Here is a 22339-nt window from a genome sequence, read left to right as displayed (position 1 = left end):
GGAAAGGCCGGCGCGATGCAGTGCGCGCCGGCTGCCGGCAGAGCGGTTCAGTTCAGTTGAGCGCGACCGCCGCCGCGGCTTCGACCGGCGAGCCTTCGAGCGCGACCGACGGCCGGCCGTCGGGGCCGACCGGCACGTCGCCGGTGAGCGTCGTGCGATACAGCTGGCGATCGAAGTCGAGATCGAAGATGTCGACCGGCGCGAGGTGGGCGGTCGCGCGGTTGTCCCAGAACGCGATGCTGCGCGGTTCCCACTTGAAGCGGATCGTGAATTCCGGCCGTGTCACGTGCTCCCACAGCAGTTCGAGCAGCGCCTGGCTCTCGCGCGGCGTCAGCCCGACGATCGATTTCAGGAAGCTCGGGCTCACGTACAGCGCGCGTTCACCGGTCTCCGGATGCACGCGCACGAGCGGATGCTCGGTGACGAGCGGGCGGCGCTCGACCGCGTCGTCGAACGCACCGGTGGCGCGCGCGCCGGCCGGCGGCGTGAAGCGGTGAATGCCGCGCAGGCCGTCGACGAAGCCGCGCAGCGGCGCGGACAGTGTTTCGTACGCCCGCACGAGGTTCGTCCAGTGCGTGTCGCCGCCGTACGGCGGGATCGTCACGCCGCGCAGGATCGACGCCCACGGCGGGTTCGCGGCGGCCGTCACATCGGTGTGCCAGCCGGTCCACGGGCGGCGCACCGGTTCGCCTTCGAAGCGCGTCGCCTTGCGATGCTTCGCGATCGAGTAGACGGCCGGATGCCCGTCGACGTGCCCGAACACCGGGTGGCCGACCGTCGGTTCGCCGAACTGCGCGGAGAACGCGACATGCTGCTCGTGCGTGAGGAATTGCTCGCGAAAGAAGATGACGCGCCATTTCAGCAGCGCGGCGCGGATCGCCGAGATTTGCGGCGTGGTCAACGGTTGCGTGAGGTCGACGCCGCGGATTTCCGCGCCGATATGGGCGGACAGCGGAATCACGTCGACCGGCTGGGCGGCGGGTTCGAGTAGGGCGCTCATGCGACGCTCCTGGCGGAAGTGGAGGGGGCGGAGGGCCGACATCGTTGCGCGTGCAAGCGTCGGTCCGGAGGCGGGAAGGGCATGGTCGGTGTCCGGTAGCAGAAAGCGGGGGCAGGCGCGGCGGCGCACGGAGCGCCGCCGCCGCGCGACGCGGGCGTTACTGCAGCGTCGCGCCCGGCCCCTTCAGCACGACGCTCTGGCGGCCGTCGATGCCGACCGGCACGTCGCCGTGCACGGTCGCGCGGCGCACGACGCGGCGCGCATCGCCGTAGTCGTTGATCGCGTAGTGCTGCGTCGCGCGGTTGTCCCAGATCGCGACGTCGCCTTCCTGCCAGTTCCAGCGCACGGTGTTCTCGAGACGCGTCACGTGTTCATGGAACACCTGCAGCAGGTGCGCGGAATCCTGCGCCGACAGCCCCTTGAGCCGCTGCACGAAATGCCCGAGCACGAGCGTGCGTTCGCCGGTTTCCGGATGGACGCGCACGACCGGGTGCTCGGTTTCGTAGACGGTCGACGTGAACACTTCGCGGTAGCGCTTCAGTTGCGTATCGTCGGCATGCACGTGCGTCGACGCGTAGTCGTACGCGTTGGTATGCAGCGCCCACAGCGTGTCGGCGAGCGCGCGCAGCGGGTCGGGCAGGTTCGTGTACGCGGCGGCCGTGTTGGCCCACACGGTGTCGCCGCCGAACGGCGGAATCACGACAGCACGCAGGATCGAGATCTTCGGGTACGCATCGACGAAGGTCACGTCGGTGTGCCACGAATTGGCGCGCGCGCCGTGCGCGGAATCGAGTTCGAGCAGGGCTGCGCTGCCGTCGACGGACGGCACGGTCGGGTGCGCGACGGTTTTGCCGAAGCGGCGTGCGAACGCTTCCTGCGCGGTGTCGTCGAGATGCTGCTGGCCACGGAAGAACAGCACCTTGTGGCGCAGCAGCGCGGCCTGGATCGCATCGAACGTCGCGTCGTCGAGCGTGCCCGACAGGCGCACGCCGGCGATCTCGGCGCCGATCCGGCCGGCGACCTGGCGAAGCTGGAGCGGCGTGGCGGCCGTGCGCGGCGCGGCGTGCGAAGCATGCGAAGACGGGTGAGCGGCGTGCTGGACTTCGGACATCGGGAGTCTCCTGGAGTCGGGTCGGTCGAGTCTCCATTCAAGCAGGGACCGCGCGCAATCGGAACCGATGAATCGTCACAACCTTAGCGTGTGCGCAGCGATGATCGATATGCGTCGTCATGCTGAGCAATGCGGTGCGGCATGCGTGCTACCACGCAAGCCGCCATTCGCCGATCCGGTGCGGGCGCGGCGTGTCGATGCGCTTACCGCCCGGGCGATCGTCGCCCGGCGGTTCGTGGTCGTCGAAATCGGCGAGCACGGTGTCGCGCAATCGCGCGAATTCCGGCGAATCACGCCGGCGCGGGCGCGGCAACGCGACATCGACGATGCGTTCGATGCGGCCCGGGCGCGGCGCCATCGTCACGACGCGGTCGCCGAGATACACGGCTTCGTCGACGTCGTGCGTGACGAGGATCATCGTGATGCGCTCCTGTTCCCAGATGCGCAGCAGCTCGTTCTGCATCCGCGCGCGTGTCTGCGCGTCGAGCGCGCCGAACGGTTCGTCGAGCAGCAGCACGCGCGGGCGGTTCACGAGGCCGCGCGCGATCGCGACGCGCTGCGCCATCCCGCCCGACAGCTGGTTCGGATACGCGTGCTCGAAGCCGTTCAGCCCGACGAGCGCGACGTGATCGGCAACCGCGCGCCGCTTCGCGGCCGCGTCGAGCGGCGCGTTGCGCAGCGCGGCTTCGATGTTCTGCGCGACGGTCAGCCACGGGAACAGCCGGTGATCCTGGAACACGATCCCGCGCTGCAGCGACGTGTCGCGCACGCGTTCGGCGCCGGCCCGGATCTCGCCCGCGTAATCGGTATCGAGCCCGGCGATCAGGCGCAGCAGCGTCGACTTGCCGCAACCGCTCGAGCCGACGATCGTGACGAATTCACCGGCGCGCACGTGCAGCGACACGTCGTCGAGTACGGCGAGCGCGGCGCCGCGTTGCGCGTAGTGCTTGCTCACGTGGAGGATGTCGAGCGAATCGGAGGCGAGGGTCGTCATGGCGGTGCGAGGAAGAGGGTGACGAGAAAGGAAACGGCGATCAGCGCGTCAGGTCGCCGCGCCGGGCCAGCACCTTGCGTTCGATCGCACGCGCGATCGCGTTCAGCGCCCAGCCGGTCACGCCGACGACGATGATCCCGAACAGCACGAGATCCATCCGGAACTGTTCGCTGCCGTCGATCAGCGTATTGCCGATCCCGCTGCCGGCGACCAGCAGGTATTCGGCGCCGAGCGTCGCGAGCCACGAATAGATCAGGCCGAGATACAGCCCGGTGAAGATCGATGGCAGCGCGGCCGGCAGGATCACGTAGCGCACGAGCTGGAGCCGCGAGTAGCGCAGCGCACGGGCGACGTCGACATACGCGCGCGGCACCGCGTGAATGCCGTCGCAGGTGTGCGCGGCGACGGGCAGCAGCGCGGCGAGCGACAGGAACACGACCTTGGCGACGTCGCCGAGGCCGAACCACACGGAAATCAGCGGAATCCACGCGAACAGCGAGACCTGCTTGAACGTGTCGAAGCTCGGGCCGACCATGCGTGCGGCGACGCGCGACAGCCCGAGCACGGCGCCGAGCAGCAGCCCGCCCGTCGCGCCGAGCACGAAGCCGCATGCTTCACGCGCGAGCGACGCGGACAGCGCGCGGCCGAGTGCGCCGCTCGTGGCTTGCGCCGATGCGGTGCGCAGCACGTCGGCGGGGCCGACGTGCAGCCCGCTGCTCACGAGGTGCGCGGAAGCGATTGCCCACCACAGCGCGAACGCGACGAGCGGCAGCACGAATCCGCGCCAGTCGGGGGCGCGCAGGCGACGGGCGGTCGCGGTGGCGGGCGGGTTGGTGTCAGGCGCGGCAGCAGGATACGTCAACGGTGGGACTCCTTCGATTGCGCGGGCAGGGGCGGCGCTTCAGCCGCGGAACGCGGACGGCACGCCGCGGCGCAAGCGCGCTTCGAGTGCATCGAGCAGCCGGTTGATCAGCAGGCCGACCGCGCCGACGACGATCACGGCCGCCATCACGAGGTCGAGCTGGAACAGCTGGCGGCCGTACACGATCAGGTAGCCGAGCCCTTCGGACGACGCGACGAGCTCGACGACGACGAGCGCGAGCCACGACTTCGTGAACGCGAGCCGCACGCCGGTCGCGAGCGTCGGGATCGCGGCGGGCAGCACCACGTGCACGATGCGTTGCCGCCGCGTGTAGCCGAATACGCTGGCGACTTCGTCGAGCGCGGGCGGCGTCTGGCGAAACCCTTGCAACGTGCTCAGCGTGACGGGGACGAGCGCCGCATGCGCGATCAGCAGGTACTTGAGCGGTTCGCCGACACCGACGAGCAGCAGCAGGAACGGCAGCCAGCCGAGCACCGGAATCTGCACGAGCGCATTGAAGCTCGGCAGCACGTAGGCTTCCAGCGTGCGCGACAGGCCGAGCGCGACGCCGGTCGCGAAGCCGAGCAGCGTGCCGGCGGCGAAGCCGACCAGCACGCGCTGCAGGCTGATCAGCGTGTGGCGCACGAGGTCGCCGCTCGTCGCGAGATCCTTGAGTGCGTCGAACACGCGTTCGGGCGGCGGCAGGATCTGCGGCGCGATCCAGCCGCGCGCGCTGCCGATGCTCCACAGCGCGAACAGCAGTGCAGGCAGCAGCCACGGCGCGAGCCGCCACGACCACCGCTTCACGGCCGCCGCACGGTGCGGCGGCGCGGCGAGCGCGTGGCGCCCGGATGACGGAATGGAAAACGCGGTGTCGCTCATCGTGGCGGGTCCGGGTCAGGAAAGCGGCTTGCCGGCCGCGTCGTAGCGTGGCCAGTAGCTTTCGAGCTTCAGCGTGCGCAGCGCATTGTCGAGATACTTCGGCTCGAACCAGCCATCGACGTCGACCGGCTGGCGGATCAGCTTCAGCGCCAGCGCATCCTGCGCGACGGACTTGTAGCGTGCGACGAAGAACGGATCGATCAGCGGCGACAGGCGGTCCTTCAGGCGCTGGTTCGCATAGTCGGCCTGCCACGACGACACCGGCACGCCGCTTTTCGCCCACAGCTTGAACAGCGCGTCGCGGTTCGCTTCGTCGGACGACCATTGCGCGCCCTTCACGACAGCGGTAACGACGCGCTGCACGATGTCCGGATGCGCGCGCTCGAACTCGTCGAGCACGAGCAGGTGGGTCTGCCGCGTGAGTTGCGGGCCGTCGTTCTGCGATTCGTAGATGATCTTCGCGAGCCCCGCGTCGCGCAGCTTGTACAGCTGGTAATCGCCCACCGACGCATCGATGCCCTTCGACGCGAGCGCGGCGAGCGAGCTCGCGGCGTCGAGATTGATCACGCGCAGGTCGCGTTCGCCGAGGCCGTTCTTCGCGAGCGCGTTGTCGGCCACGAGCTGCAGGTTCGTGCCGCGGAAGATCGACACGCGGCGATCCTTCAGGTCCTTGATCGAGCGGATGGGGGAGTCGGGCGGCACCGCGATCTTGACGCCCGAGCGCACGCTCGCGGCGAGCAGCAGGCGCGTCTTGATCCCGTTCGCCCGCGCGAGCACGGCGGGCAGGTCGCCCTGGTACGCGAAGTCGAGCGCCTTGTTGGCGATCGCCTCGTTGACGGCCGGCCCCGCGCCCTTGAAGAACAGCCATTCGACCTTGATGCCGTCGGCCGCGAACTCCTTTTCGACCAGCTGCTGCAACTGCGCGGTGGCCGCACTCGAGCCGCCGAACGTCGGCGGATCGCCGGCGCCTTGCTGGGCGACACCGATGCGGATGGTGGCGGGCTTGTCGGCGTGCGCGGCGGCGGCCGGCAACGCAATGAGGGACGCGATCAGCAGCGAGCGAAGCAGGCGCAGTGGAAGCATGAATCGATGGGTCCGGAACGTTGGGGGGAGCGACACCGGGCCTCAGCCCGTCGGCGCATTCTCGATGACGGCCCGGGGCCGGACAAGAAACGATTTGAACTATGCTTATCGCCGTTTTCCGGGTTGGTGCGCCGGGCGATTCATTCCATCCGGATGAGAACGGCATTCACATGCATCTGACATTCAATCAGGATTCCAATCAAGTCGATTGAAGCCGGAAGCGGCATCATGAAATTGCCGATTGGAAAATCGCATTGAACACGTGGGTGGATTCGCGCGGCGATCGCTTGCCGAATCCGGGCGGAAAAACGGGGGCGGGTAGTCGGTGAGATGCGATGCGAGTCCGTCATGCATGCCGGAACGGCAAGCCGGGCGTGGCAAGACGCGCGCATGCGGTGCGGCCCGGCATGCCGATTAATCGAATGGAAACCGGGGCGGAAATTCACGCGCTGCAACAGTCGGCATCTGCGTTCCGATCGGCAAACCATTCGCTGTCATGCGAGAAAAAATGACCGTAAATGGATGGTATGGATTTCATCGTTGCACGATGAAATCCATAAATGCATCCGACGCCAAATAATTTGAATTCGCCTGAAAAATTGTCTATACCCTAGACGAATCAGCGCGGTTGCATCGTGCGGGAAGACCGCACAACGGATGCAGGCACGCAACGATCGAAGATGTCGTTGCACGCCGCGTGTTGCAGTCGTCGAGAGGATTCCGGGGGATGCGGGCGACCTCGTGCCAGGGTCGCGCGCATGCATCGCAACGGGCGAAGGCCCTGCGCAACCGCCGGAGCAACGGAGCATCTTTGCGTTCAACGGTCGGTCACCGACCCCGTTACACGGAGGTTGCCATGCTGCAATACGTCAAGTCCCTGCTGCGTGACGAACGTGGCGTCAGCTCGCTCGAATACGCCGTGCTGGCCGGCATCGTCGTGGTCGCGCTCGCGGCGGTCGGCGTGATCCTCAGCAGCACCAGCGGCGGCCTGCCGAGCGTGTTCACGACACTGATCAACAAGGTGACGAGCCTGATCTGATCCCCTGAACCCGCGCGCCACCGACGAACACCGGGATCCGCAGCGGTAGAACGTGTCCGGCCGGGGCGTGTCGACGGACGGCTCTTCCATGCTCACGCTCGTGCAGTCGGTGGCCACGGTCTTGCTGGCCTCGCTCGCCGCGCAGGATCTGCGCGACCGGCGCCTGTCCAATCGCGCGGTGCTCGCGTTCGCGACGCTGTATTTCGTCGCGGCCGTGCTCGCGCGCGACGGGCTCGCGCCGCTGGCCGGCCATGTCGCGACCGGGGCGGCGATGCTGCTGCTGTTCGGCGGCATGCGCCACGCGGGCTGGATCGGCGGAGGCGACGTCAAGCTGGCGGCGGCGGTATTCCTGTGGGCCGGCCCGGCACTGGCGTTTCCGGTGCTGACGGCCGTCGGGGCGGGCGGTGCGCTGTGCGGCGTCGCGTTGCTGGCGTCGCGGCCGTGGCGCGCAGCGCCGGTTCGCGCGGTCGCCGCGCGCGGCGTGCCGTACGGCGTTGCGCTCGCGCTCGGCGGCACGCTGGCCGTCTGGGCGTCGTTTCCATACACGGTTTCGCTTACCTAGCCGGGGGGACGCACGCCGCCATGCCCAAACCGCTGAGACTGGCCGTGCTCGTCGTCGCCGCCGGCATCGGTGCGTTCATCCTGCGCGAGCTGTACGTCGCCGCGTCGACGCCGTCGGTGCCCGCCGAAACGGATCAGGCACGCGTGCGGGTCGCCGCCGCCGATTTGCCGGAAGGGCTGCTGCTGCGCGACAACGATCTGGCGTGGAAGCGCATGCCGCGCGCGCAGGTGCCGGCCGGCGCATTCGTCGAGTCGCAGCCGGGCGCGGACCTGAAGGGCGCGCTGCTGCGCAACCACGTCGGCGCGGGCGCACCGATTCGCGTCGAGAACGTGATACCGGCCGGCGCGCCGGATTTTCTCGCGGCCGCGCTGCAGCCCGGCATGCGCGCGATCTCGGTGCCGGTCGACGACGTGTCCGGCAACGCGGGGCTGATCCAGCCGGGCGACTTCGTCGACGTGTTGCTGACGCAGCAGATCGGCGGCTCGGCGACGTCGCCCGGCACGTTCGAAGCGGAGACGGTGGTGCGGCGTGCGCGCGTGCTCGCGGTCGGCTCCGAATTCCAGCGCGCGAAGGCGCCCGCGAGCGCACCGGACGCGACGGCCCGCGCCCGCACGGTCACGCTCGAGGTCGCGCCGCGCACCGCGCAGGTCGTGCTGGTGGCGACCCGCCTCGGCTCGCTGTCGCTCGCGCTGCGCAGTTTCGCGACGAGTGACCGGCGGCAGCCGGCAGGCGGCGATGCGCAGGAGCCCGATACGCAGCCCGTGTGGGCCGGCGACGTGTCGCGCGCGGTCCGCGAGGCCGCACGCGAACCGTCCGCCAGGCCGGAGTCGGGCGCGCGGCCGGCGTGGCGGAGCAACGCGGTCGTGATCTATCGCGGCTCGTCGGTCGACGACGGTTCGCGTGGCGGCGGCGCCGGCACGCCGGGCCTGCCGCCGCTGCCGGCCGGGCTGCCGGCGTGGCCGGCGATGCCTGCAATGCCCGCGACAGCGGGCAGCGCCAACGTCGCGGCGGAGGCGACTGCGCAACCGCCGGCAATGGCGGCGCAGTGACGGATTGACGATTCGGGCCGGCCGCCCGGCGGCCGGCATTTGACGGGAACACGCATGGTGCGCATGGTTCGTTGGATCGCTATCGGGGGCCTGGCCTGCATCGTCGCGTCCGGGAGCGCGTTGGCGCAGGTCGCACGCGCGCCGGACGCGGGCGCGGCGCTGTCGATCGCGACCGGCAAGGGGGAACTGCTGTCGCTGCCCGAACCCGCGGCCGCGATGTTCGTCGCCGATCCGTCGATCGCGGACATCCAGGTGCCGTCCCCGCGCACCGTGTTCGTGTTCGGAAAGAAGGCGGGCACCACCACGCTGATCGCGCTCGGCGCGAACCATCGCCCGATCCTGCGCAAGACGGTGATCGTGCAGGTCGACACGGCGTCGCTGCAGGGCGTGCTCGACAGTCGCTTTCCGCAGCTGAAGCTGTCGGTGTCCGGCGCGCCGGGCTCGCTGATGGTGTCGGGCAAGGTGCCGAGCGCGGCCGACGCGGACGCCGTGATGCAGTCGCTCACGCCGTACCTGCACGACAAGGAAAAGATCGTGAACCGGCTCACGCTGTCGCGCCCGATCCAGGTGAACCTGCGCGTGCGGGTGACCGAGGTGAGCCGCAACATCACGCAGCAGCTCGGCATCAACTGGAGCTCGCTGGGCGGCGCCGGCAACTTCGTCGGCGGGCTGCTCAACGGGCGCACGCTGTTCGATCCGACGAACGGCCTGTTCAACCTGTCGCCGACGGGCGCCTTCTCGGTGCTCGGCGGGTTCCGCGCGGGGCGCTGGTCGATCGACGTGGTGCTCGACGCACTCGACCAGGAGGGCTTGATCACGATGCTCGCCGAACCGAACCTCACCGCGATGTCCGGCGAGACCGCGAGCTTCCTCGCGGGCGGCGAGATTCCCGTTCCGGTCGCGCAGACCGGCAACACCGGCGTGATCACGGTCGAGTACAAGCCGTTCGGCGTGTCGCTCGACTTCACGCCGACCGTGCTCGCCGACAACCGCATCAGCCTCAAGGTGCGCCCGGAAGTCAGTGAGGTCGATCCGAGCAACAGCGTGACGACGGGCAGCATCAAGGTGCCGGCGCTCACGGTGCGGCGCGTCGACACGACGGTCGAGCTGTCGAGCGGGCAGAGCTTCGCGATCGGCGGGCTGCTGCAGAGCCAGACGGCCGACACCGTGTCGCAGATTCCGGGGCTCGGCCGGCTGCCGATCATCGGCCGGCTGTTTTCGTCGAAGAACTTCCAGGACAACAAGACCGAGGTGGTCGTGATCGTCACGCCGTACGTCGTGCAGCCGACCGGGCCCGGCCAGCTCGAGCAGGCGATCGACACCGTCGCGCGGCCGAGCAGCGACCTGGAGTTCGCGGTGCAGCGCAACCTCGGGCTCGACCTGCTGTCGGGCGACACGCCGCGCCTCGTCGGCGCCGCGGGCTTCGTGTACTGAACCGGAGGCGCACATGCGAACCCGATCGATCGTTGCCGCACTCCTGCCGCTGGTGTGTGCGGGCTGCCTGTCGGCGCCGCCGCCGGTCAACCTGCCCGATGCGCGGTCGATCGGCTTCGACGGCGCGCACGCGGTGGCGCCCGATTGCGCGAAGCTGATGCAGCCGTCGCATCTCGTCGACGCGGGGTACGCGCGGCCCGGCGTGCCGTTCGGCTGCGCGACCTATTCGAACCTCGCGGCGATGCTCGCGCGGCCGGAGGATCTCGTCGCGCCCGTGCCGTACGGCGGCGCGGATGCGCAGACGGCCGCCGACGCGGTGCGCCGCTACGTCGAGGATCGCGTGAAGCAGCCGACGCCCGGCAAGACGCAGACGACCGGCTCGCCCAGCCATTGACCGCCCGGATGCCATCACGATGCCGCCCATGAACCTCCTCGACCGTCAGCACACCCGGCGCGCCGCGTCCGCGGGCGCGGCCGATCTCGTCGCGGTCGTCGCCGATTCGGGCAGCGAGGACGTGATACGCCGCGTCACGCAGGAGCTGGCGATCACGCGCACCCAGCTGCAGCTTGGCACCTGCGACGATGCGATCCGGCTACTGCAGCAGTACGAGCGTTCGCCGCGCCAGCTCGTCATCGACGTGTCCGATTCGGTGCTGCCGGTGTCGGACCTGATGCGGCTCGCCGACGTGTGCGACCCGTCGGTGCGCGTCATCGCGATCGGCACGCAGAACGACGTCGGGCTGTTTCGCAACCTGCTCGGCATCGGCGTGCAGGACTACATCGTCAAGCCGCTGACCGTCGAGTTGATGCGGCGTGCGCTGACCGCGACGGAATCGGTCGTGCAGGCGCGCACCGGCAAGGTCGTGAGCTTTGTCGGCGCGCGCGGCGGCGTCGGCGCGACCACGATCACGGTGAGCCTCGCGCGCTTCCTGGCGAGCGAGAAGCGCCGCCGGGTGGCCTACGTCGACCTGAACCTGCATGGCGGCGGCGCGAACTCGATGTTCGGGCTGTCCAGCAACAACGGGCTGATCGAGTTGCTGAACATGGGGCAGCGTCCCGACGACGCGTTGTTCGAGCGCATGTTCGTGACGAAGGGCGACCGGCTGCACGTGCTGTCCGCCGAGCTGGCCTACGGCGCCGACGTCACGCTGGGCGACCAGGCCGTCGCGCGCCTGGTCGACATGCTGAAGGACCGTTTCCACTACGTGCTGTTCGACGTCGGCAGCGGCGCCGGCAAGCTGCTCGAGGACGCGCTCGTGGCGTCCGATCTCGTCCACGTCGTGGTCGACCGTTCGGTGCACGCCGCGTACGAAGCCGCGCGGCTCGTGCGCTTCGTGCGGGAACTGCCCGGCGAGCGGCTGCTGTCGATGGTGCTGAACAACCCGCTCGCCCCGGTCGCGGGCCGCGTCGAGCCGGTCGATTTCGAGGCGGCGTTCGGCGGCGCGACGCTGCACGAGCTGCCGCACGAGCCGCAGACGCTCGCCGTTGCCGAGAACCTCGGCGAGCCGATCGAAGGCGCGAAGCGCAACGGCTTCCTGGACCAGATCCGGCAGCTCGCGAACGGCATCACCGGCGAGCCGATGGTCGTCGCCGAGCCATGGTATGCGCGGCTCGTCAAGTGGAGGAAGGGAACGTGACGTTCGGCACCCGCAACCGGCCGCCGGCGGATCCTGTGCCGGCCGAGCCACCGGCCGCGACGCCCGCCGTGGCGCGCGAGGCCGCGCCATCGGCCCCGGCTCCGACCGCGGCGGACACGCCTGCACCGACACCGGCCCGTACACCCGTGGCGGCCGACACCCACGAGGCGCTGATCCGGTCGAGCAAGTTCGACGCGATCCGCAGCGCGGTGTTCGCGTCGATGAACATGTCGGCGGCGCTGATGAAGACGCGCGACGAAGTGCGCGCGGGCATCGAGCAGGTGGCCGCGCACACGGTCGAGCGCGAGCGCCTGAAGATCACGGCCGGCGAGCAGGTGCTGATCGTCGATGCGATCCTGAACGACATGTTCGGCGTCGGGCCGATCGAGCCGCTGCTCGCCGACGATTCGGTCACCGACATCCTCGTCAACGGGCCCGACCAGGTCTACGTCGAGCGCGCGGGCCGGCTCGAGCTCACGTCGCTGAAGTTCCGCGACGACGCGCATGTGGCGAGCGTCGCGCAGCGGATCGCGGCGGCGGTGGGGCGCCGCGTCGACGAGAGCAGCCCGATGGTCGATGCGCGGCTCGCCGACGGCAGCCGCGTGAACGTCGTGCTGCCGCCGATCGCGATGCGCGGCCCGTCGATCTCGATCCGCAAGTTCGCGAAGCGCGACATCACGCTCGCGCGGATGGCGCAGCAGGGCAACATTTCACATCCGATGCTGCAGGTGCTCAAGGTCGCGTGCGCGTGCCGGCTGAACATCGTGATCTCGGGCGGCACCGGCTCGGGCAAGACGACGTTGCTCAACGCGCTGTCGCAGCACATCGAGCAGCACGAACGGATCGTGACGATCGAGGATGCGGCCGAGCTGCAGTTGCTGCAGCCGCACGTCGTGAGCCTCGAGACACGGCCGGAGAATACCGAGGGGCTCGGCGGGATCTCGCAGCGCGATCTCGTGCGCAACGCGCTGCGGATGCGGCCCGACCGCATCATCCTCGGCGAGATTCGTGGCCCCGAGGCGTTCGACGTGCTGCAGGCGATGAACACGGGGCACGACGGCTCGATGACGACGATCCACGCGAATTCGCCGCGCGATGCGATCAGCCGGCTCGAGAGCATGGTCATGATGGCGAACGCGAACCTGCAGCTGCTGTCGATCCGGCGCCAGATCGCGAGCGCCGTGCACCTGTTCGTGCAGATCGAGCGGATGCGCGACGGCGTGCGGCGCGTCACGCGGATCACCGAGATCGTCGGGATGGAAGGCGAGGTGGTGATCACGCAGGATCTGTTCGCGTTCCGCCAGGAAGGCGACACGACGCGCGACGCGGTGAAGGGCGTGTTCGAGGCGTCGCCGTTGCGGCCGTCATTCGCGGCGCGCGCCGCGTACTACGGCGTCGAGGATGCGCTCACCGAGGTGTTCCGGCAATGAGGGCCGCCGACCTGTTCGCGGTGGGCGCGTTCGTGATGATCCTCGCGATCGGGCTCGTGCTGTCGTCGTGGTTCGATCGCGCGAGCCGCACGCCGGCCCAGCGCATCCGCGCGCGGATGCGCCGGCTGTCGCCGTCGCTCGCCGGGCGCGACGGGCTCGCCTCCGCCACGCCCGGGGTCGCGCTGTTCAACCTCGAGCGCCGCCAGGGCCGCCTGCGCGCGTGGCTGCAGCGCCGCGTGACGCGCGTGCGCGCGGTCGGCGGCAAGGGCGGCGTGCGGATCGTCGTCGCGAGCACGATCGCCGGCGCGATCGTTGCGATCGTCGCGGTGAAGCTGATCGGGCCGCCGGGCATCCTGCGTCCGCTGATCTACGTCGGGTTGCCGCTGGTCACGATGCGCGCCAGCTACCGTGCGCTGGTCGAGCGCTTCCGGATTCGTTTTCTCGAAGCGTTCCCCGACGCGATCGACGTGATCGTGCGGGCCGTGCGCGCGGGCATTCCGGTCACGCAGGCGATCAGCATGGTCGGCGACGGCGCGGCCGAGCCGGTGCGCGCGACGTTCCGCTCGATGGGCGACAGCCTGCGCGTCGGCGCGGATCTCAAGGACGTGCTGACGCAGGCGGCCGACCGGCTGATGATCGCGGACTTCTCGTTCTTCACCGTCTACCTGCTGCTGCAACGCGAGACCGGCGGCAGCCTCGGCGAAACGCTCGACGAGCTGTCGAGCATCATCCGCACGCGTCGCGACATCCGCCTGAAGACGCGCGCGCTGACCGCCGAAGGGCGCATCACGACGAACATTATTTCGGCGGTGCCGTTCGTGATGATCGGCGCGCTGTTCCTCGTGAACCGCGATTACGTGATGCTGCTGTTCACGACGCACCCGGGACACACGATGCTGACGATCGCGGCCGGGTTGCTGACGGTCGGCCTGCTGGTGATCCGCAAGATCTCGAAACTGGATACCGCGCGATGACGATGTCGATACTGGCTGCCCGTGGCCTCGAGTTGCTGTTGTTGCTCGGCTGTGTCGCGGTGGCGCTCGCCACGCCCGGCGGCGGCACCCGCCAACGGATCGCCGCGCGCGTGCGGCAGGCTGCCGGCCAGCATCCGCCGGCGTCGATGGCGGGGTGGCTGCAGCCGGGTGGCGTCCGGCTGGATCTCACGCGCCGGCTCGCGCAGCTGGGCGAACGGTTGCCGGTGCTCGACCCGATGCAGCGCGTGAAGCTCGGCCTGCAGCTGACGCGCGCGGGCTTTCGCGAGCGCCGCGCGGCGTCGGTGATGATCGGGATCAAGCTGAGCTGCGGCGTGCTGTTCGCGTGCGGCGCGATCGTGTTCAGCCCGCTGATTCCGCGCTTCGGCGAATACTTCGTGATCCGCGCGCTGGCGATGATCGCCGCCTTCGTGATCGGCGTGATCGTGCCTGAATACGTGCTCGGCGTGATGATCCGGCGGCGGCGGCGGATCATCGCCGCGTGCTTTCCCGATGCGCTGGACCTGCTGGTGATCTGCACGATGGCCGGCAACAGTCTCGCGTCGGGCATCCGGCGCGTCGCGCACGAACTGGCGCGCATCTGCCCGCCGCTCGCCGACGAGCTGACCGTATGCGCGGACGAGCTGACGCTGAGCGGCGACGTGTCCGCGACGCTCGCGCATTTCGCGATGCGTGTCGATTTCACGTCGGCGCGCTCGCTCGCGACGACGCTGACGCAGTCGCAGCGGTTCGGCACGCCGATCACGCAGGCGCTGCGCACGCTGTCGCGCACCGAGCGCACCGAGCAGATCGTCGCGCTCGAGGAACGCGCCGCGAAGCTTGCGCCGAAGATCACGCTGCCGATGATGCTGTTCATCCTGCCGACGGTCTGCCTGATCGCGGCGGGCCCGGCGGCGATTCGCCTGCTCGAGGTGTTCAGATGACACGATCCGTCATACGCGCGTTCGCGCTCGCGGCCGTGCTGCCGGTGCTGGCCGGCGGCTGCGGCGCGCCGGGCGTCCAGACGCGGCCGGTGCTGTCGCACAAGAGCGACGACCCGCAGGCCGAACTGCGCATCGCCGACAGTGCACTGGCCGGCGGCAACGTCGATCTCGCGTCGACGCTGTACGAGAAGGTGCTCGCGAAGCATCCCGATTCGCTCGCGGCGCGCCTCGGGCTCGGCGACGTCAACTACCGCGCGGGCGACCTGGAGCGCGCGCGGATTCTCTATGACGAGGCGCAGCGGCAGGCACCCGCGGAACTCGGCCCGCAGCTCGGGCTCGCGCGCGTCGCGTTGCGGCAGCGGCGCCTCGATGAAGCCGCGCAGCGCTACCGCGACCTGCTCGCCGCGCAGCCGAACCATCCGCTCGCGGCGGAGGGGCTCGGCACCGTGCTCGACCTGCAGGGGCGTCATGCGGATGCGCAGGTCGTGTATCGCGACGCACTGCGCGCGCACCCTGACGCGCAGGGGCTGCGCGTCGACCTCGGGCTGTCGCTCGTGCTGAGCAACCGGCCGCGCGAAGGCGTGAACGTGCTGCTCGACGTCGCCGGGTTGCCGTCCGCGCCGTGGCAGGCGCGCCAGAACCTCGCGTTCGCGTACGGCGTGCTCGGCAACACCGATTCGGCGAAGAAGCTGCTGTCCGCGGAGTTGCCCGCGTCGGCGGTGGCCGACAACCTGCGCTTCTACCAGGCGGTGCGCGCGCGGCTGGCGTCGCGCGGGGGTGCCGGGGTGGTCGGCGGGGCCGGTAGCCCGCCGCCGCTGTCCGGCGCGGCGCTGGAGCCGGGTGTCGTACCACCGGGTGCGGGGGCCGCAAAATGACACGCGGGGCGATGGGCGCCCGCCACGCGCGCGGCGTCGTGTCCCTCGAGTTCGTGCTGATGCTGCCGTTCCTGCTGATGGTGCTGATCGGCATCATCGACACGAGCCTGCTCCTGTGCGACAAGGCCGTCATCACGAACGCGAGCCGTGAGGCGGCGCGCGCCGGCGTCATGCTGCGCGTGCCGATGCTGACCACGACGCAGATCGCGAACATCGCGCAGACCGCGATGCAGAACAGCCTGATCACCGGCGGCGCGGCGACGACACCGGCGGTGACCGTGACGCAGGCGAACGGCACGACGTCGGGCACCGCGCTGACGGTGACGGTGACCTACACGTATTCGGGGCTCGTGCTGGGCTCCGCGTTCAGCGCGCTCACCGGCCCGGTGACGGTCTCGGCGACGTCGGTGATGCTCTATGAATGACGTGACCGCCACGCCACCCGTCGGCGCCGAACGGCAGCGCGGTTCGGTCGCGCTGTTCTTCCTGCTGTTCCTGATTCCGCTGCTGTCGTTCGGCGCGCTGGCGATCGACATCGCGTGGGTCATCACGGTGAACAACCAGTTGCAGAACGCGGCCGACGCGGCCGCGCTCGCGGGGGCCGATGCGATGATGTCGCCGAGCGGCGGCGCGGTGAACTGGTCGCAGGCCGCGCCGGCGGCGAATGGCGTGATCGCGCAGCACTCGGCGGCCGGCGCGGCGCTGTCGACCGGCACGGTGACCACCGGATACTGGAACGTGACGCGCACCCCCGCCTCCATGCAGCCGACGACCATCACGCCGGGCCAGTACGACGTGCCGGCGGTGCAGGTCACCGTGTCGCGCGCGCCCGGCGTGAACGGCGGCTCGATTCCGCTGCTGCTCGGCGGGCTGCTGGGGATCCCCGGCGCATCCGACAGCGCGGCCGCCGTGGCGGTGCTGGCGGCGCCGGGCGGGGTCGGGGCCGGCGGGCTGTTTCCGGTCGCGATCGACCAGTGCGTGTACAACCTGTACTGGAACGCGTCGACCAACCAGCCGCTGATCAATCCGCTGACGGGCCAGCCGTTCGAATTCTCGATCACGAACGGCCAGGTCTACGGCCTGCTGTGCATGGGCGGGCAGTGGACGTCGTTCCAGTCGAGCGCGACCGACACGACGACGATGGGCGGCCTGATGACAACCGGCAATCCGACGACGCTCAACATCGGCGACACCATCAATCTCGCGACCGGCGTGAAGGCGACGCTCTATACGTCGGTGCCGGTCGGCGCGACGGTGGTGCTGCCGGTCGTCACGCAGACGGCGACCAGCACCTCCGTGCCGATCGTCGCGTTCGCGCCGTTCCATATCGACGTGTCGCTGGGCGGCACATACAAGTACATCCAGGGCCATTTCGTCGCCGGCGTGAAGATGACCGGCGTCGCGACCGGCGTCGGGCCGTACTACGGCATCTACGTGCCGCCGCGGCTCGCGTTCTGAGCCTCCGGGCCGGCGCGGCGCAGCAGCACGAGGAGCGCGAACAGCGTCACGACCGGGCCGATCTGCGGCCCTTGCAGCCACGGGTTCAGGTATTCGACGGCCGGCAGCAGCCACATGAGCGCGATCGCGGTCTGCTCGCCGCGCAGCCAGCCGTCCTGCCAGCCGATCGCCAGCAGGCACGCGATCGCGATGCCGAGCCAGGCGAGCTCGTAGTGCCACACGTACGGGTTCGCCGCGAGCGTGGCGACGGCCAGCACCGCCGCACGCAAGCGGACGTCGCGTGAGCGTGTCCACACGATGCAGGCGGCGGCGATCGCCAGCGCCGCGATGCACGCTTGCCCTGCATACGCGGCGCCAGGCGGCAGGCCCGCGAGGCGGAGCGCGGCGAACGGCGCCGGCGACGCGAGCCAGAACACGATGCCTTGCTCGAGGAGGAGCGTGCGCGCGAGCGCCGTGCCGGCGACGAACAGGCGAAGCGATTCGACGCCGCAGATCAGGATGCTCAATGCGGTGAACGCGGCGGTGGCGAGCGCGGCCCACGCGATCGTGCGCCAGGCGCGCGTGGCGACCAGCACGAACGGGAACAGCAGCGCCATCTGCGGCTTCGCCGACAGCAGGCCGATGCAAAGGCCGGCCCACATCGGCCGACGGTCGGTCCAGCAGACGGCCAGCGCCGCGCACGACGCGGTGAGGAACGCGTTCTGCCCGAACATCCCGGTGACGAACACGCACGGGGCGGCGAGCAGCGCGAACGCGCCGACGCGCCGCAAGCCGGGGAGCGCGCCGAGCCCCGATACGCGCGCTGCGGCGAATCCGAACACGACGATGCCGAACGCGACGAACAGCGGATAGCCGATCGCATAGGGCAGCAGCGCCAGCGGCGTTACGAGCAGCAGGTTGGTGGGCGGGTACAGCCACGCGACGAGGTCTTCGCGGCGGAACTGCGGGAACAGCTCGGCCGCCAGCCGCGAGAAGGTCGGCAGATCGTACGCTTGCCACGGCGAGCCGTGCAGCATCACGTACGACGCCGACCAGAACACCGCGTAGTCGGGGCCCGGGCGCGACGGCGCGGTGGCGGGCGCGTGACGGACGACGGCGATCCAGATCGCGACGAACAGCGCGTAGCACGCGAGCGCGACCGCGCTGTACGCGACGACGCGCCGGGGTGTCAGCCATGCGCGGACGGGAGGGACCGCCGATCGTATCGCTTGTCGGGGGAGATCCATGCGTCGTGCGCGCGGTTACTTGATGGACGCTTTCCGCGCGGCGCCGTGGCCGGTCGCGGCGGGCTGCGACGTTCGGCGGCGGGCCGCGTGCGTGCGCTTGAGCGGAAACTGCAGCAGCTGTGACGCCGGATGCGCGGCGGCGTCCCGCTGCGCGTGATAGCGCCGCCGCACGAGATAGACCGGGCGCTGCTTGGATTCGTGATAGATACGGCCGAGGTATTCGCCGATCACGCCGATGCCGATCAGCTGGATGCCGCCGATGAACAGCATCACGGAGATCAGCGATGCATAGCCGTGCACGGGGTTGCCGAACAGCAGCGTGCGCATGACGATGAAGGCGCCGTAGACGAACGACAGCGCGGCGAACGCGAGGCCGATGTAGGTCCACACGCGCAGCGGCACGGTGCTGAAGCTGGTGATGCCTTCGAGCGCGAAGTTCCAGCGGCGCCATCCGGAGAATTTGGAGCGGCCGCCGCTGCGCGGCGCGCGCGTGTATTCGATGAGCTCGATGCGATAGCCGACCCACGCGAACAGGCCTTTCATGAAGCGCCGCCGCTCGGGCAGCGCGCGCAGCGCGTCGACGACCTGGCGATCCATCAGGCGGAAATCGCCGACGTTTTCGGGCATCTCGACTTCGGAAAGGTGGTTGTGCACGCGGTAGTAGAGCGCGGCGGCCACGCGCTGCATCAGCGGATCGCACCTGCGGTCGGTGCGCTTCGCGGCGACGACCTCGGCGCCGGCGAGCCAGCGCTCGACCATCGCGGGGATCAGCGCGGGCGGGTCCTGCAGGTCGGCGTCGATCAGGATCACGGCGGTGCCGGCGGCTTCGTCGATGCCGGCGGTGAGCGCGGCTTCCTTGCCGAAGCGCCGGGTGAGATCGACGATGCGCACGCGCGGGTCGCCGGCGGCGACGTCGATCAGCCGGCCGAGCGTGTCGTCGCGACTGCCGTCGTTGATGGAGACGATCTCGAAACGGACCGACTCGACCGATTCGAGGATCGGCAGCGTCGTGGCAAAGAACGCGTCGATGGCTTCTTCCTCGTCATGGAACGGCACGACGAGCGAGACCAGTGGTTTTCTGGCATGCGCGGACATACGTCCCCCGAGAGATCCGGCCTGCGCTGCGCCGTATGGATCCGGTCGTCGCCGGCGGCAGGCCGGACGACTGGCGTTCTGAACATTGTAGGCAGGAATCGGGGATTCGTAACACGAATCGATGCCGGCGCGGCAATGCGCGCGCGGACGCCAGGTCGACTGGCCGGACGTTGAGGCCGGCGGCGTTGTGCCGCGCGAGCGCGACTTGGTGCGTGATTGCCCGGCGCGACGCGCGGCGACCGGCTTACTGGGTCGCGGTCGCGGAAGGCCACGACGCCCCGCGCGCCGATGCATCCGGTTGTACGTCGATTCGCACGGCGGGCGATGTGCCGACGCCGTTCGCGCCGTCGACGTCGTGGACGGACGGCGGCCCGATCGTCGAGCGCTTGCCGTTCGCCGGATTCGAGCGCGACGGCGGGCGCGGCCCGTGGCGGGCCGTGCTGCACCGGGCCGTGCCGGCCGCGGGCGAGCGTTGCACGTTCAACCAGTCCGGCCCGACGCTGCTGGTCGCCGCGATGCGCACGCTCGTCGCGTCGACGGTCGGTGACCTCGATATGGCGCGCCCACGTTGAACGCGGCCACGCGCGTCATCGTTCAGGCCGATACGCTCCGGATCGCGATCGATGCGACATCGACGCGTCGCGGCAGGATCGCGTCGGCCGCCGCGCGGTCGGCGACACGCTGCAGCACGTCGATGTCCGCGCCGCTGAGGCTGCGCTGCGCGAGCGCGGCCCGTCGCGCGATGTCGGTGGCCGCGTCGGGCGGCAGGCGCGTGAGCGACGCATAGACGCTCGCATAGTCGGCCGGATGCGCGAGCGCCCATTGGCCCGCGCGGGCGAGCCGCGCCAGCACGTCGGCGAGCGCCGCGCGCTTCGCGCGATCGTCGAGCGTCTCGACCGGCGACGTCAGGAACGCCAGCCCGGAATTGATGCCGCTGCCGTCGCGGACGATGCGTGCGCCGCGCCGGACCGCATGCCCGTAGTACGGATCGAACGTCGCCCAGATGCCGATCCGCTTCGCCTCGAACGCGGCGAACGCATCGACGGGCAGCACGAAGCGCACGTCGACATCGCGCGGCGCGAGGCCGTGTTCGCGCAGCGCGCCGTACAACTGGTACTGCGAGATGCTGCCGCGCGCGGACGACACGACGACGGTTTGCCCTTTCAGGTCGGCGACGGTGCGGACCGGCGAATCGGGCTGCACGACGATGCCGAGCGACGTCGGCGAGCCGACGCGCGTCGCGACGATCCGCAACGACGGGTCGCCGAGCGCGGCGGTCAGCACGGGCAGGTCGCCGGCCGGCGCGAGATCGATCGCGCCCGCGCGCTGCGCCTCGAACAGCGGCGCGGCACCCTGGAAATTGGCCCAGCGGAACCGATACGGCGTGCCGTCGAGCACGTGCGCGGCTTCCGCGAGCGCGCGCAGGCCGCCGGCCTGGTCGCCGAGCACGAGCGTCACGCCCGACAGGTCGGCGCCGGCCGCCTGGGCGGGCCGTGCGATGGCGCCGGCGAGCGGCGCGGCGGCGAGGGCGGCAAGACGCTGCAGCACGCGGCGGCGCGGCGGGGCGGAGGCGGGATTCATCGGCGGGGTGTCCTTGGTGATCCGCGCGCAGGCGGCGCGGCTGCCGGGCAGGTTACGGAATCGGTTTCCGGCCGACAAACATCGAATCGTGCAATGCATATTCGTGTGGCGACGGCCGACATCGCCGCCCGCGCCGCCCGCGCCGCACGCGGGTGTCAGGCGGGGCTTACGCGGCCGACGGAACCGTCCGCAGGAACGCGCGCACCGCCGGCGCCTTTTCGAAGCGCCGGTGCGCAAGCGCCAGTTCCGACGTGATCGGCTTGCCGGCGATCGGCCGGTACACGACGCCCGGCAGCGACACGCAGCCGGCGAGCGCATCGGGAATCACCGCCACCCAGCCGTTCACGGACACGCACGCGAGCACCGCGAGCAGGCCGCCCGGGCGGGCGGCGATCAGCGGTGCGAAGCGGCCGCGGCGCGCGACGTCGAGCGTGCCGCGCTCCTGTTCGGGCACCGCGAAGCGCGCGTCGGCGAGGTCGGCCGCGCGAATGGCCGACATCGACGCGTAGCGCGACCCGGCCGGCACGGCGGCGACGAACACGTCGCGCTGCAGCGTGACGACCCGCAGGCCGCCGGGCAGCGGCAGCGGCGGGCGCACGTACGCGAGGTCGAGCCGGCCCGTGTCGAGCTGGTTCGCGACGTCGTCCATCGGCACTTCGCGCAGGTTCAGCTCGATGCGCGGGTGCGCGTCACGAAACGCGCCGACGGTGCGCTGCAGCGTGCCCGAATAGACGGCGGACGACACGTAGCCGATCTCGATCCGGCCAAGCTCGCCGCGCTCGGCCAACGCAGCGAGTTCGCGGCCGCGCTGCAGGTGCTCGACCGCGGCGCGTGCCTCGGCGAGATAGGCCTCGCCGGCCGCGCTCAGCGTGACCGCGCGGCGCGACCGGTGAAAGAGGCGCACGCCGAGCACGCGTTCGGCCTCCTGGATCTGCCGCGTGAGCGCGGGCGGCGCCATGTCGAGCGCTTCGGCCGCGCGGGCGAAGTGCAGGTGCTGCGCGACGCTGAGGAACGCGCGTACGTGGCGGAATTCGAGCCGGTCCATGATTGCAATTTTCGTCAATAAAACAGCGTCGGCGTGTCAATGACAGGCAATACGGGCCAAG

23 protein-coding genes are annotated in these 22339 nt (G+C 70.3%); 13 read left to right on the top strand and 10 right to left on the bottom strand.

The annotated features are described in order from the left end of the window. Window positions 1–52: 52 nt before the first annotated feature. The 6 genes from CFB45_RS25200 to CFB45_RS25175 form a co-directional block, all read right to left on the bottom strand. On the bottom strand, window positions 53–1000 hold the full coding sequence (locus CFB45_RS25200; protein WP_089427892.1) for a TauD/TfdA dioxygenase family protein: 948 nt from the start codon (window positions 998–1000) through the stop codon (window positions 53–55). A 157-nt stretch (window positions 1001–1157) separates the two neighbouring features. Continuing rightward, window positions 1158–2111, bottom strand: a complete 954-nt coding sequence (locus tag CFB45_RS25195) for a TauD/TfdA dioxygenase family protein (protein ID WP_089427891.1) — start codon at window positions 2109–2111, stop codon at window positions 1158–1160. Window positions 2112–2259: 148 nt separating this feature from the next. Further along, a complete protein-coding gene (locus tag CFB45_RS25190; RefSeq protein WP_089427890.1) occupies window positions 2260–3105 on the bottom strand; it encodes an ABC transporter ATP-binding protein in 846 nt (281 codons plus the stop codon). 40 nt (window positions 3106–3145) lie between these two features. Next, a complete protein-coding gene (locus CFB45_RS25185) occupies window positions 3146–3967 on the bottom strand; it encodes an ABC transporter permease (protein WP_089427889.1) in 822 nt (273 codons plus the stop codon). A gap of 39 nt (window positions 3968–4006) precedes the next feature. Then, entirely contained in the window at window positions 4007–4849 is an 843-nt protein-coding gene (locus tag CFB45_RS25180) for an ABC transporter permease (RefSeq protein WP_089427888.1), read from the bottom strand. Window positions 4850–4864: 15 nt separating this feature from the next. Then, window positions 4865–5932: an ABC transporter substrate-binding protein gene (locus tag CFB45_RS25175; protein WP_089427887.1), complete on the bottom strand. Its 1068-nt coding sequence runs from the start codon at window positions 5930–5932 to the stop codon at window positions 4865–4867. Between the two features lie 856 nt (window positions 5933–6788). Between CFB45_RS25175 and CFB45_RS25170 the strand changes: the two genes are divergently transcribed. From CFB45_RS25170 to CFB45_RS25115, 12 genes are all read left to right on the top strand, one after another. After that, window positions 6789–6971: a Flp family type IVb pilin gene (locus tag CFB45_RS25170; RefSeq protein WP_041493341.1), complete on the top strand. Its 183-nt coding sequence runs from the start codon at window positions 6789–6791 to the stop codon at window positions 6969–6971. Window positions 6972–7059: 88 nt separating this feature from the next. Then, a complete protein-coding gene (locus CFB45_RS25165; protein WP_089427886.1) occupies window positions 7060–7533 on the top strand; it encodes an A24 family peptidase in 474 nt (157 codons plus the stop codon). 20 nt (window positions 7534–7553) lie between these two features. Further along, window positions 7554–8582 carry a Flp pilus assembly protein CpaB gene (cpaB, locus tag CFB45_RS25160; protein WP_089427885.1) on the top strand — a complete coding sequence of 343 codons (1029 nt, stop codon included), beginning with the start codon at window positions 7554–7556 and terminating at the stop codon, window positions 8580–8582. A 54-nt stretch (window positions 8583–8636) separates the two neighbouring features. Further along, window positions 8637–10016 (top strand): type II and III secretion system protein family protein, encoded by a 1380-nt coding sequence (locus tag CFB45_RS25155; RefSeq protein ID WP_089427884.1) that lies wholly within the window; start codon window positions 8637–8639, stop codon window positions 10014–10016. A 13-nt stretch (window positions 10017–10029) separates the two neighbouring features. Next, window positions 10030–10410 carry a CpaD family pilus assembly lipoprotein gene (locus CFB45_RS25150; RefSeq protein WP_089427883.1) on the top strand — a complete coding sequence of 127 codons (381 nt, stop codon included), beginning with the start codon at window positions 10030–10032 and terminating at the stop codon, window positions 10408–10410. A gap of 19 nt (window positions 10411–10429) precedes the next feature. Next, the gene (locus tag CFB45_RS25145) at window positions 10430–11653 is read left to right on the top strand and encodes an AAA family ATPase (protein ID WP_089427882.1); all 1224 of its coding nucleotides are present in this window, start codon (window positions 10430–10432) and stop codon (window positions 11651–11653) included. After that, window positions 11650–13083, top strand: coding sequence for a CpaF family protein (locus CFB45_RS25140; protein ID WP_089429140.1), 1434 nt, complete (start codon window positions 11650–11652; stop codon window positions 13081–13083). The genes CFB45_RS25145 and CFB45_RS25140 overlap by 4 nt, the downstream gene beginning before the upstream one ends. Further along, window positions 13080–14057, top strand: coding sequence for a type II secretion system F family protein (locus tag CFB45_RS25135; RefSeq protein ID WP_089427881.1), 978 nt, complete (start codon window positions 13080–13082; stop codon window positions 14055–14057). The genes CFB45_RS25140 and CFB45_RS25135 overlap by 4 nt, the downstream gene beginning before the upstream one ends. After that, window positions 14054–14998: a type II secretion system F family protein gene (locus tag CFB45_RS25130; RefSeq protein WP_089427880.1), complete on the top strand. Its 945-nt coding sequence runs from the start codon at window positions 14054–14056 to the stop codon at window positions 14996–14998. Before CFB45_RS25135 ends, CFB45_RS25130 begins: the two co-directional genes overlap by 4 nt. After that, complete coding sequence (locus tag CFB45_RS25125) at window positions 14995–15873, top strand: tetratricopeptide repeat protein (protein WP_089427879.1); 879 nt, start codon at window positions 14995–14997, stop codon at window positions 15871–15873. Before CFB45_RS25130 ends, CFB45_RS25125 begins: the two co-directional genes overlap by 4 nt. Beyond that, window positions 15870–16298 (top strand): TadE/TadG family type IV pilus assembly protein, encoded by a 429-nt coding sequence (locus tag CFB45_RS25120; protein ID WP_089427878.1) that lies wholly within the window; start codon window positions 15870–15872, stop codon window positions 16296–16298. The genes CFB45_RS25125 and CFB45_RS25120 overlap by 4 nt, the downstream gene beginning before the upstream one ends. Further along, window positions 16291–17331 (top strand): TadG family pilus assembly protein, encoded by a 1041-nt coding sequence (locus tag CFB45_RS25115; RefSeq protein WP_089427877.1) that lies wholly within the window; start codon window positions 16291–16293, stop codon window positions 17329–17331. Before CFB45_RS25120 ends, CFB45_RS25115 begins: the two co-directional genes overlap by 8 nt. Here the strand turns inward: CFB45_RS25115 and CFB45_RS25110 are convergent. Next, on the bottom strand, window positions 17304–18557 hold the full coding sequence (locus CFB45_RS25110; protein WP_089427876.1) for a glycosyltransferase family 87 protein: 1254 nt from the start codon (window positions 18555–18557) through the stop codon (window positions 17304–17306). The genes CFB45_RS25115 and CFB45_RS25110 overlap by 28 nt on opposite strands. Before the next feature lie 15 nt (window positions 18558–18572). Then, window positions 18573–19652: a glycosyltransferase family 2 protein gene (locus CFB45_RS25105; RefSeq protein WP_089427875.1), complete on the bottom strand. Its 1080-nt coding sequence runs from the start codon at window positions 19650–19652 to the stop codon at window positions 18573–18575. 212 nt (window positions 19653–19864) lie between these two features. Here CFB45_RS25105 and CFB45_RS25100 point away from each other — a divergent pair, with 212 nt between their 5' ends. Continuing rightward, window positions 19865–20224: a phage protein NinX family protein gene (locus CFB45_RS25100; protein ID WP_089427874.1), complete on the top strand. Its 360-nt coding sequence runs from the start codon at window positions 19865–19867 to the stop codon at window positions 20222–20224. A gap of 22 nt (window positions 20225–20246) precedes the next feature. Here CFB45_RS25100 and CFB45_RS25095 read toward each other — a convergent pair whose 3' ends face one another. Continuing rightward, window positions 20247–21233, bottom strand: coding sequence for an ABC transporter substrate-binding protein (locus tag CFB45_RS25095; protein ID WP_089427873.1), 987 nt, complete (start codon window positions 21231–21233; stop codon window positions 20247–20249). 166 nt (window positions 21234–21399) lie between these two features. Beyond that, window positions 21400–22278: a LysR family transcriptional regulator gene (locus tag CFB45_RS25090; protein WP_089427872.1), complete on the bottom strand. Its 879-nt coding sequence runs from the start codon at window positions 22276–22278 to the stop codon at window positions 21400–21402. Between the last annotated feature and the right edge of the window lie 61 nt (window positions 22279–22339).

It is taken from the genome of Burkholderia sp. HI2500, from assembly GCF_002223055.1.
Classification (GTDB): Bacteria; Pseudomonadota; Gammaproteobacteria; order Burkholderiales; family Burkholderiaceae; genus Burkholderia.
This window is presented reverse-complemented; position numbering and strand designations above follow the sequence as displayed.

What these genes read in the sequence shown, in the direction of transcription:
- CFB45_RS25200 (WP_089427892.1), bottom strand. Translation starts at nt 1,000, where the DNA reads ATGAGCGCCCTACTCGAACCCGCCGCCCAGCCGGTCGACGTGATTCCG.
- CFB45_RS25195 (WP_089427891.1), bottom strand. Translation starts at nt 2,111, where the DNA reads ATGTCCGAAGTCCAGCACGCCGCTCACCCGTCTTCGCATGCTTCGCAC.
- CFB45_RS25190 (WP_089427890.1), bottom strand. Translation starts at nt 3,105, where the DNA reads ATGACGACCCTCGCCTCCGATTCGCTCGACATCCTCCACGTGAGCAAG.
- CFB45_RS25180 (WP_089427888.1), bottom strand. Translation starts at nt 4,849, where the DNA reads ATGAGCGACACCGCGTTTTCCATTCCGTCATCCGGGCGCCACGCGCTC.
- CFB45_RS25175 (WP_089427887.1), bottom strand. Translation starts at nt 5,932, where the DNA reads ATGCTTCCACTGCGCCTGCTTCGCTCGCTGCTGATCGCGTCCCTCATT.
- CFB45_RS25170 (WP_041493341.1), top strand. Translation starts at nt 6,789, where the DNA reads ATGCTGCAATACGTCAAGTCCCTGCTGCGTGACGAACGTGGCGTCAGC.
- CFB45_RS25165 (WP_089427886.1), top strand. Translation starts at nt 7,060, where the DNA reads ATGCTCACGCTCGTGCAGTCGGTGGCCACGGTCTTGCTGGCCTCGCTC.
- cpaB (WP_089427885.1), top strand. Translation starts at nt 7,554, where the DNA reads ATGCCCAAACCGCTGAGACTGGCCGTGCTCGTCGTCGCCGCCGGCATC.
- CFB45_RS25155 (WP_089427884.1), top strand. Translation starts at nt 8,637, where the DNA reads ATGGTGCGCATGGTTCGTTGGATCGCTATCGGGGGCCTGGCCTGCATC.
- CFB45_RS25150 (WP_089427883.1), top strand. Translation starts at nt 10,030, where the DNA reads ATGCGAACCCGATCGATCGTTGCCGCACTCCTGCCGCTGGTGTGTGCG.
- CFB45_RS25145 (WP_089427882.1), top strand. Translation starts at nt 10,430, where the DNA reads ATGCCGCCCATGAACCTCCTCGACCGTCAGCACACCCGGCGCGCCGCG.
- CFB45_RS25135 (WP_089427881.1), top strand. Translation starts at nt 13,080, where the DNA reads ATGAGGGCCGCCGACCTGTTCGCGGTGGGCGCGTTCGTGATGATCCTC.
- CFB45_RS25130 (WP_089427880.1), top strand. Translation starts at nt 14,054, where the DNA reads ATGACGATGTCGATACTGGCTGCCCGTGGCCTCGAGTTGCTGTTGTTG.
- CFB45_RS25125 (WP_089427879.1), top strand. Translation starts at nt 14,995, where the DNA reads ATGACACGATCCGTCATACGCGCGTTCGCGCTCGCGGCCGTGCTGCCG.
- CFB45_RS25120 (WP_089427878.1), top strand. Translation starts at nt 15,870, where the DNA reads ATGACACGCGGGGCGATGGGCGCCCGCCACGCGCGCGGCGTCGTGTCC.
- CFB45_RS25115 (WP_089427877.1), top strand. Translation starts at nt 16,291, where the DNA reads ATGAATGACGTGACCGCCACGCCACCCGTCGGCGCCGAACGGCAGCGC.
- CFB45_RS25110 (WP_089427876.1), bottom strand. Translation starts at nt 18,557, where the DNA reads ATGGATCTCCCCCGACAAGCGATACGATCGGCGGTCCCTCCCGTCCGC.
- CFB45_RS25105 (WP_089427875.1), bottom strand. Translation starts at nt 19,652, where the DNA reads ATGTCCGCGCATGCCAGAAAACCACTGGTCTCGCTCGTCGTGCCGTTC.
- CFB45_RS25095 (WP_089427873.1), bottom strand. Translation starts at nt 21,233, where the DNA reads ATGAATCCCGCCTCCGCCCCGCCGCGCCGCCGCGTGCTGCAGCGTCTT.
- CFB45_RS25090 (WP_089427872.1), bottom strand. Translation starts at nt 22,278, where the DNA reads ATGGACCGGCTCGAATTCCGCCACGTACGCGCGTTCCTCAGCGTCGCG.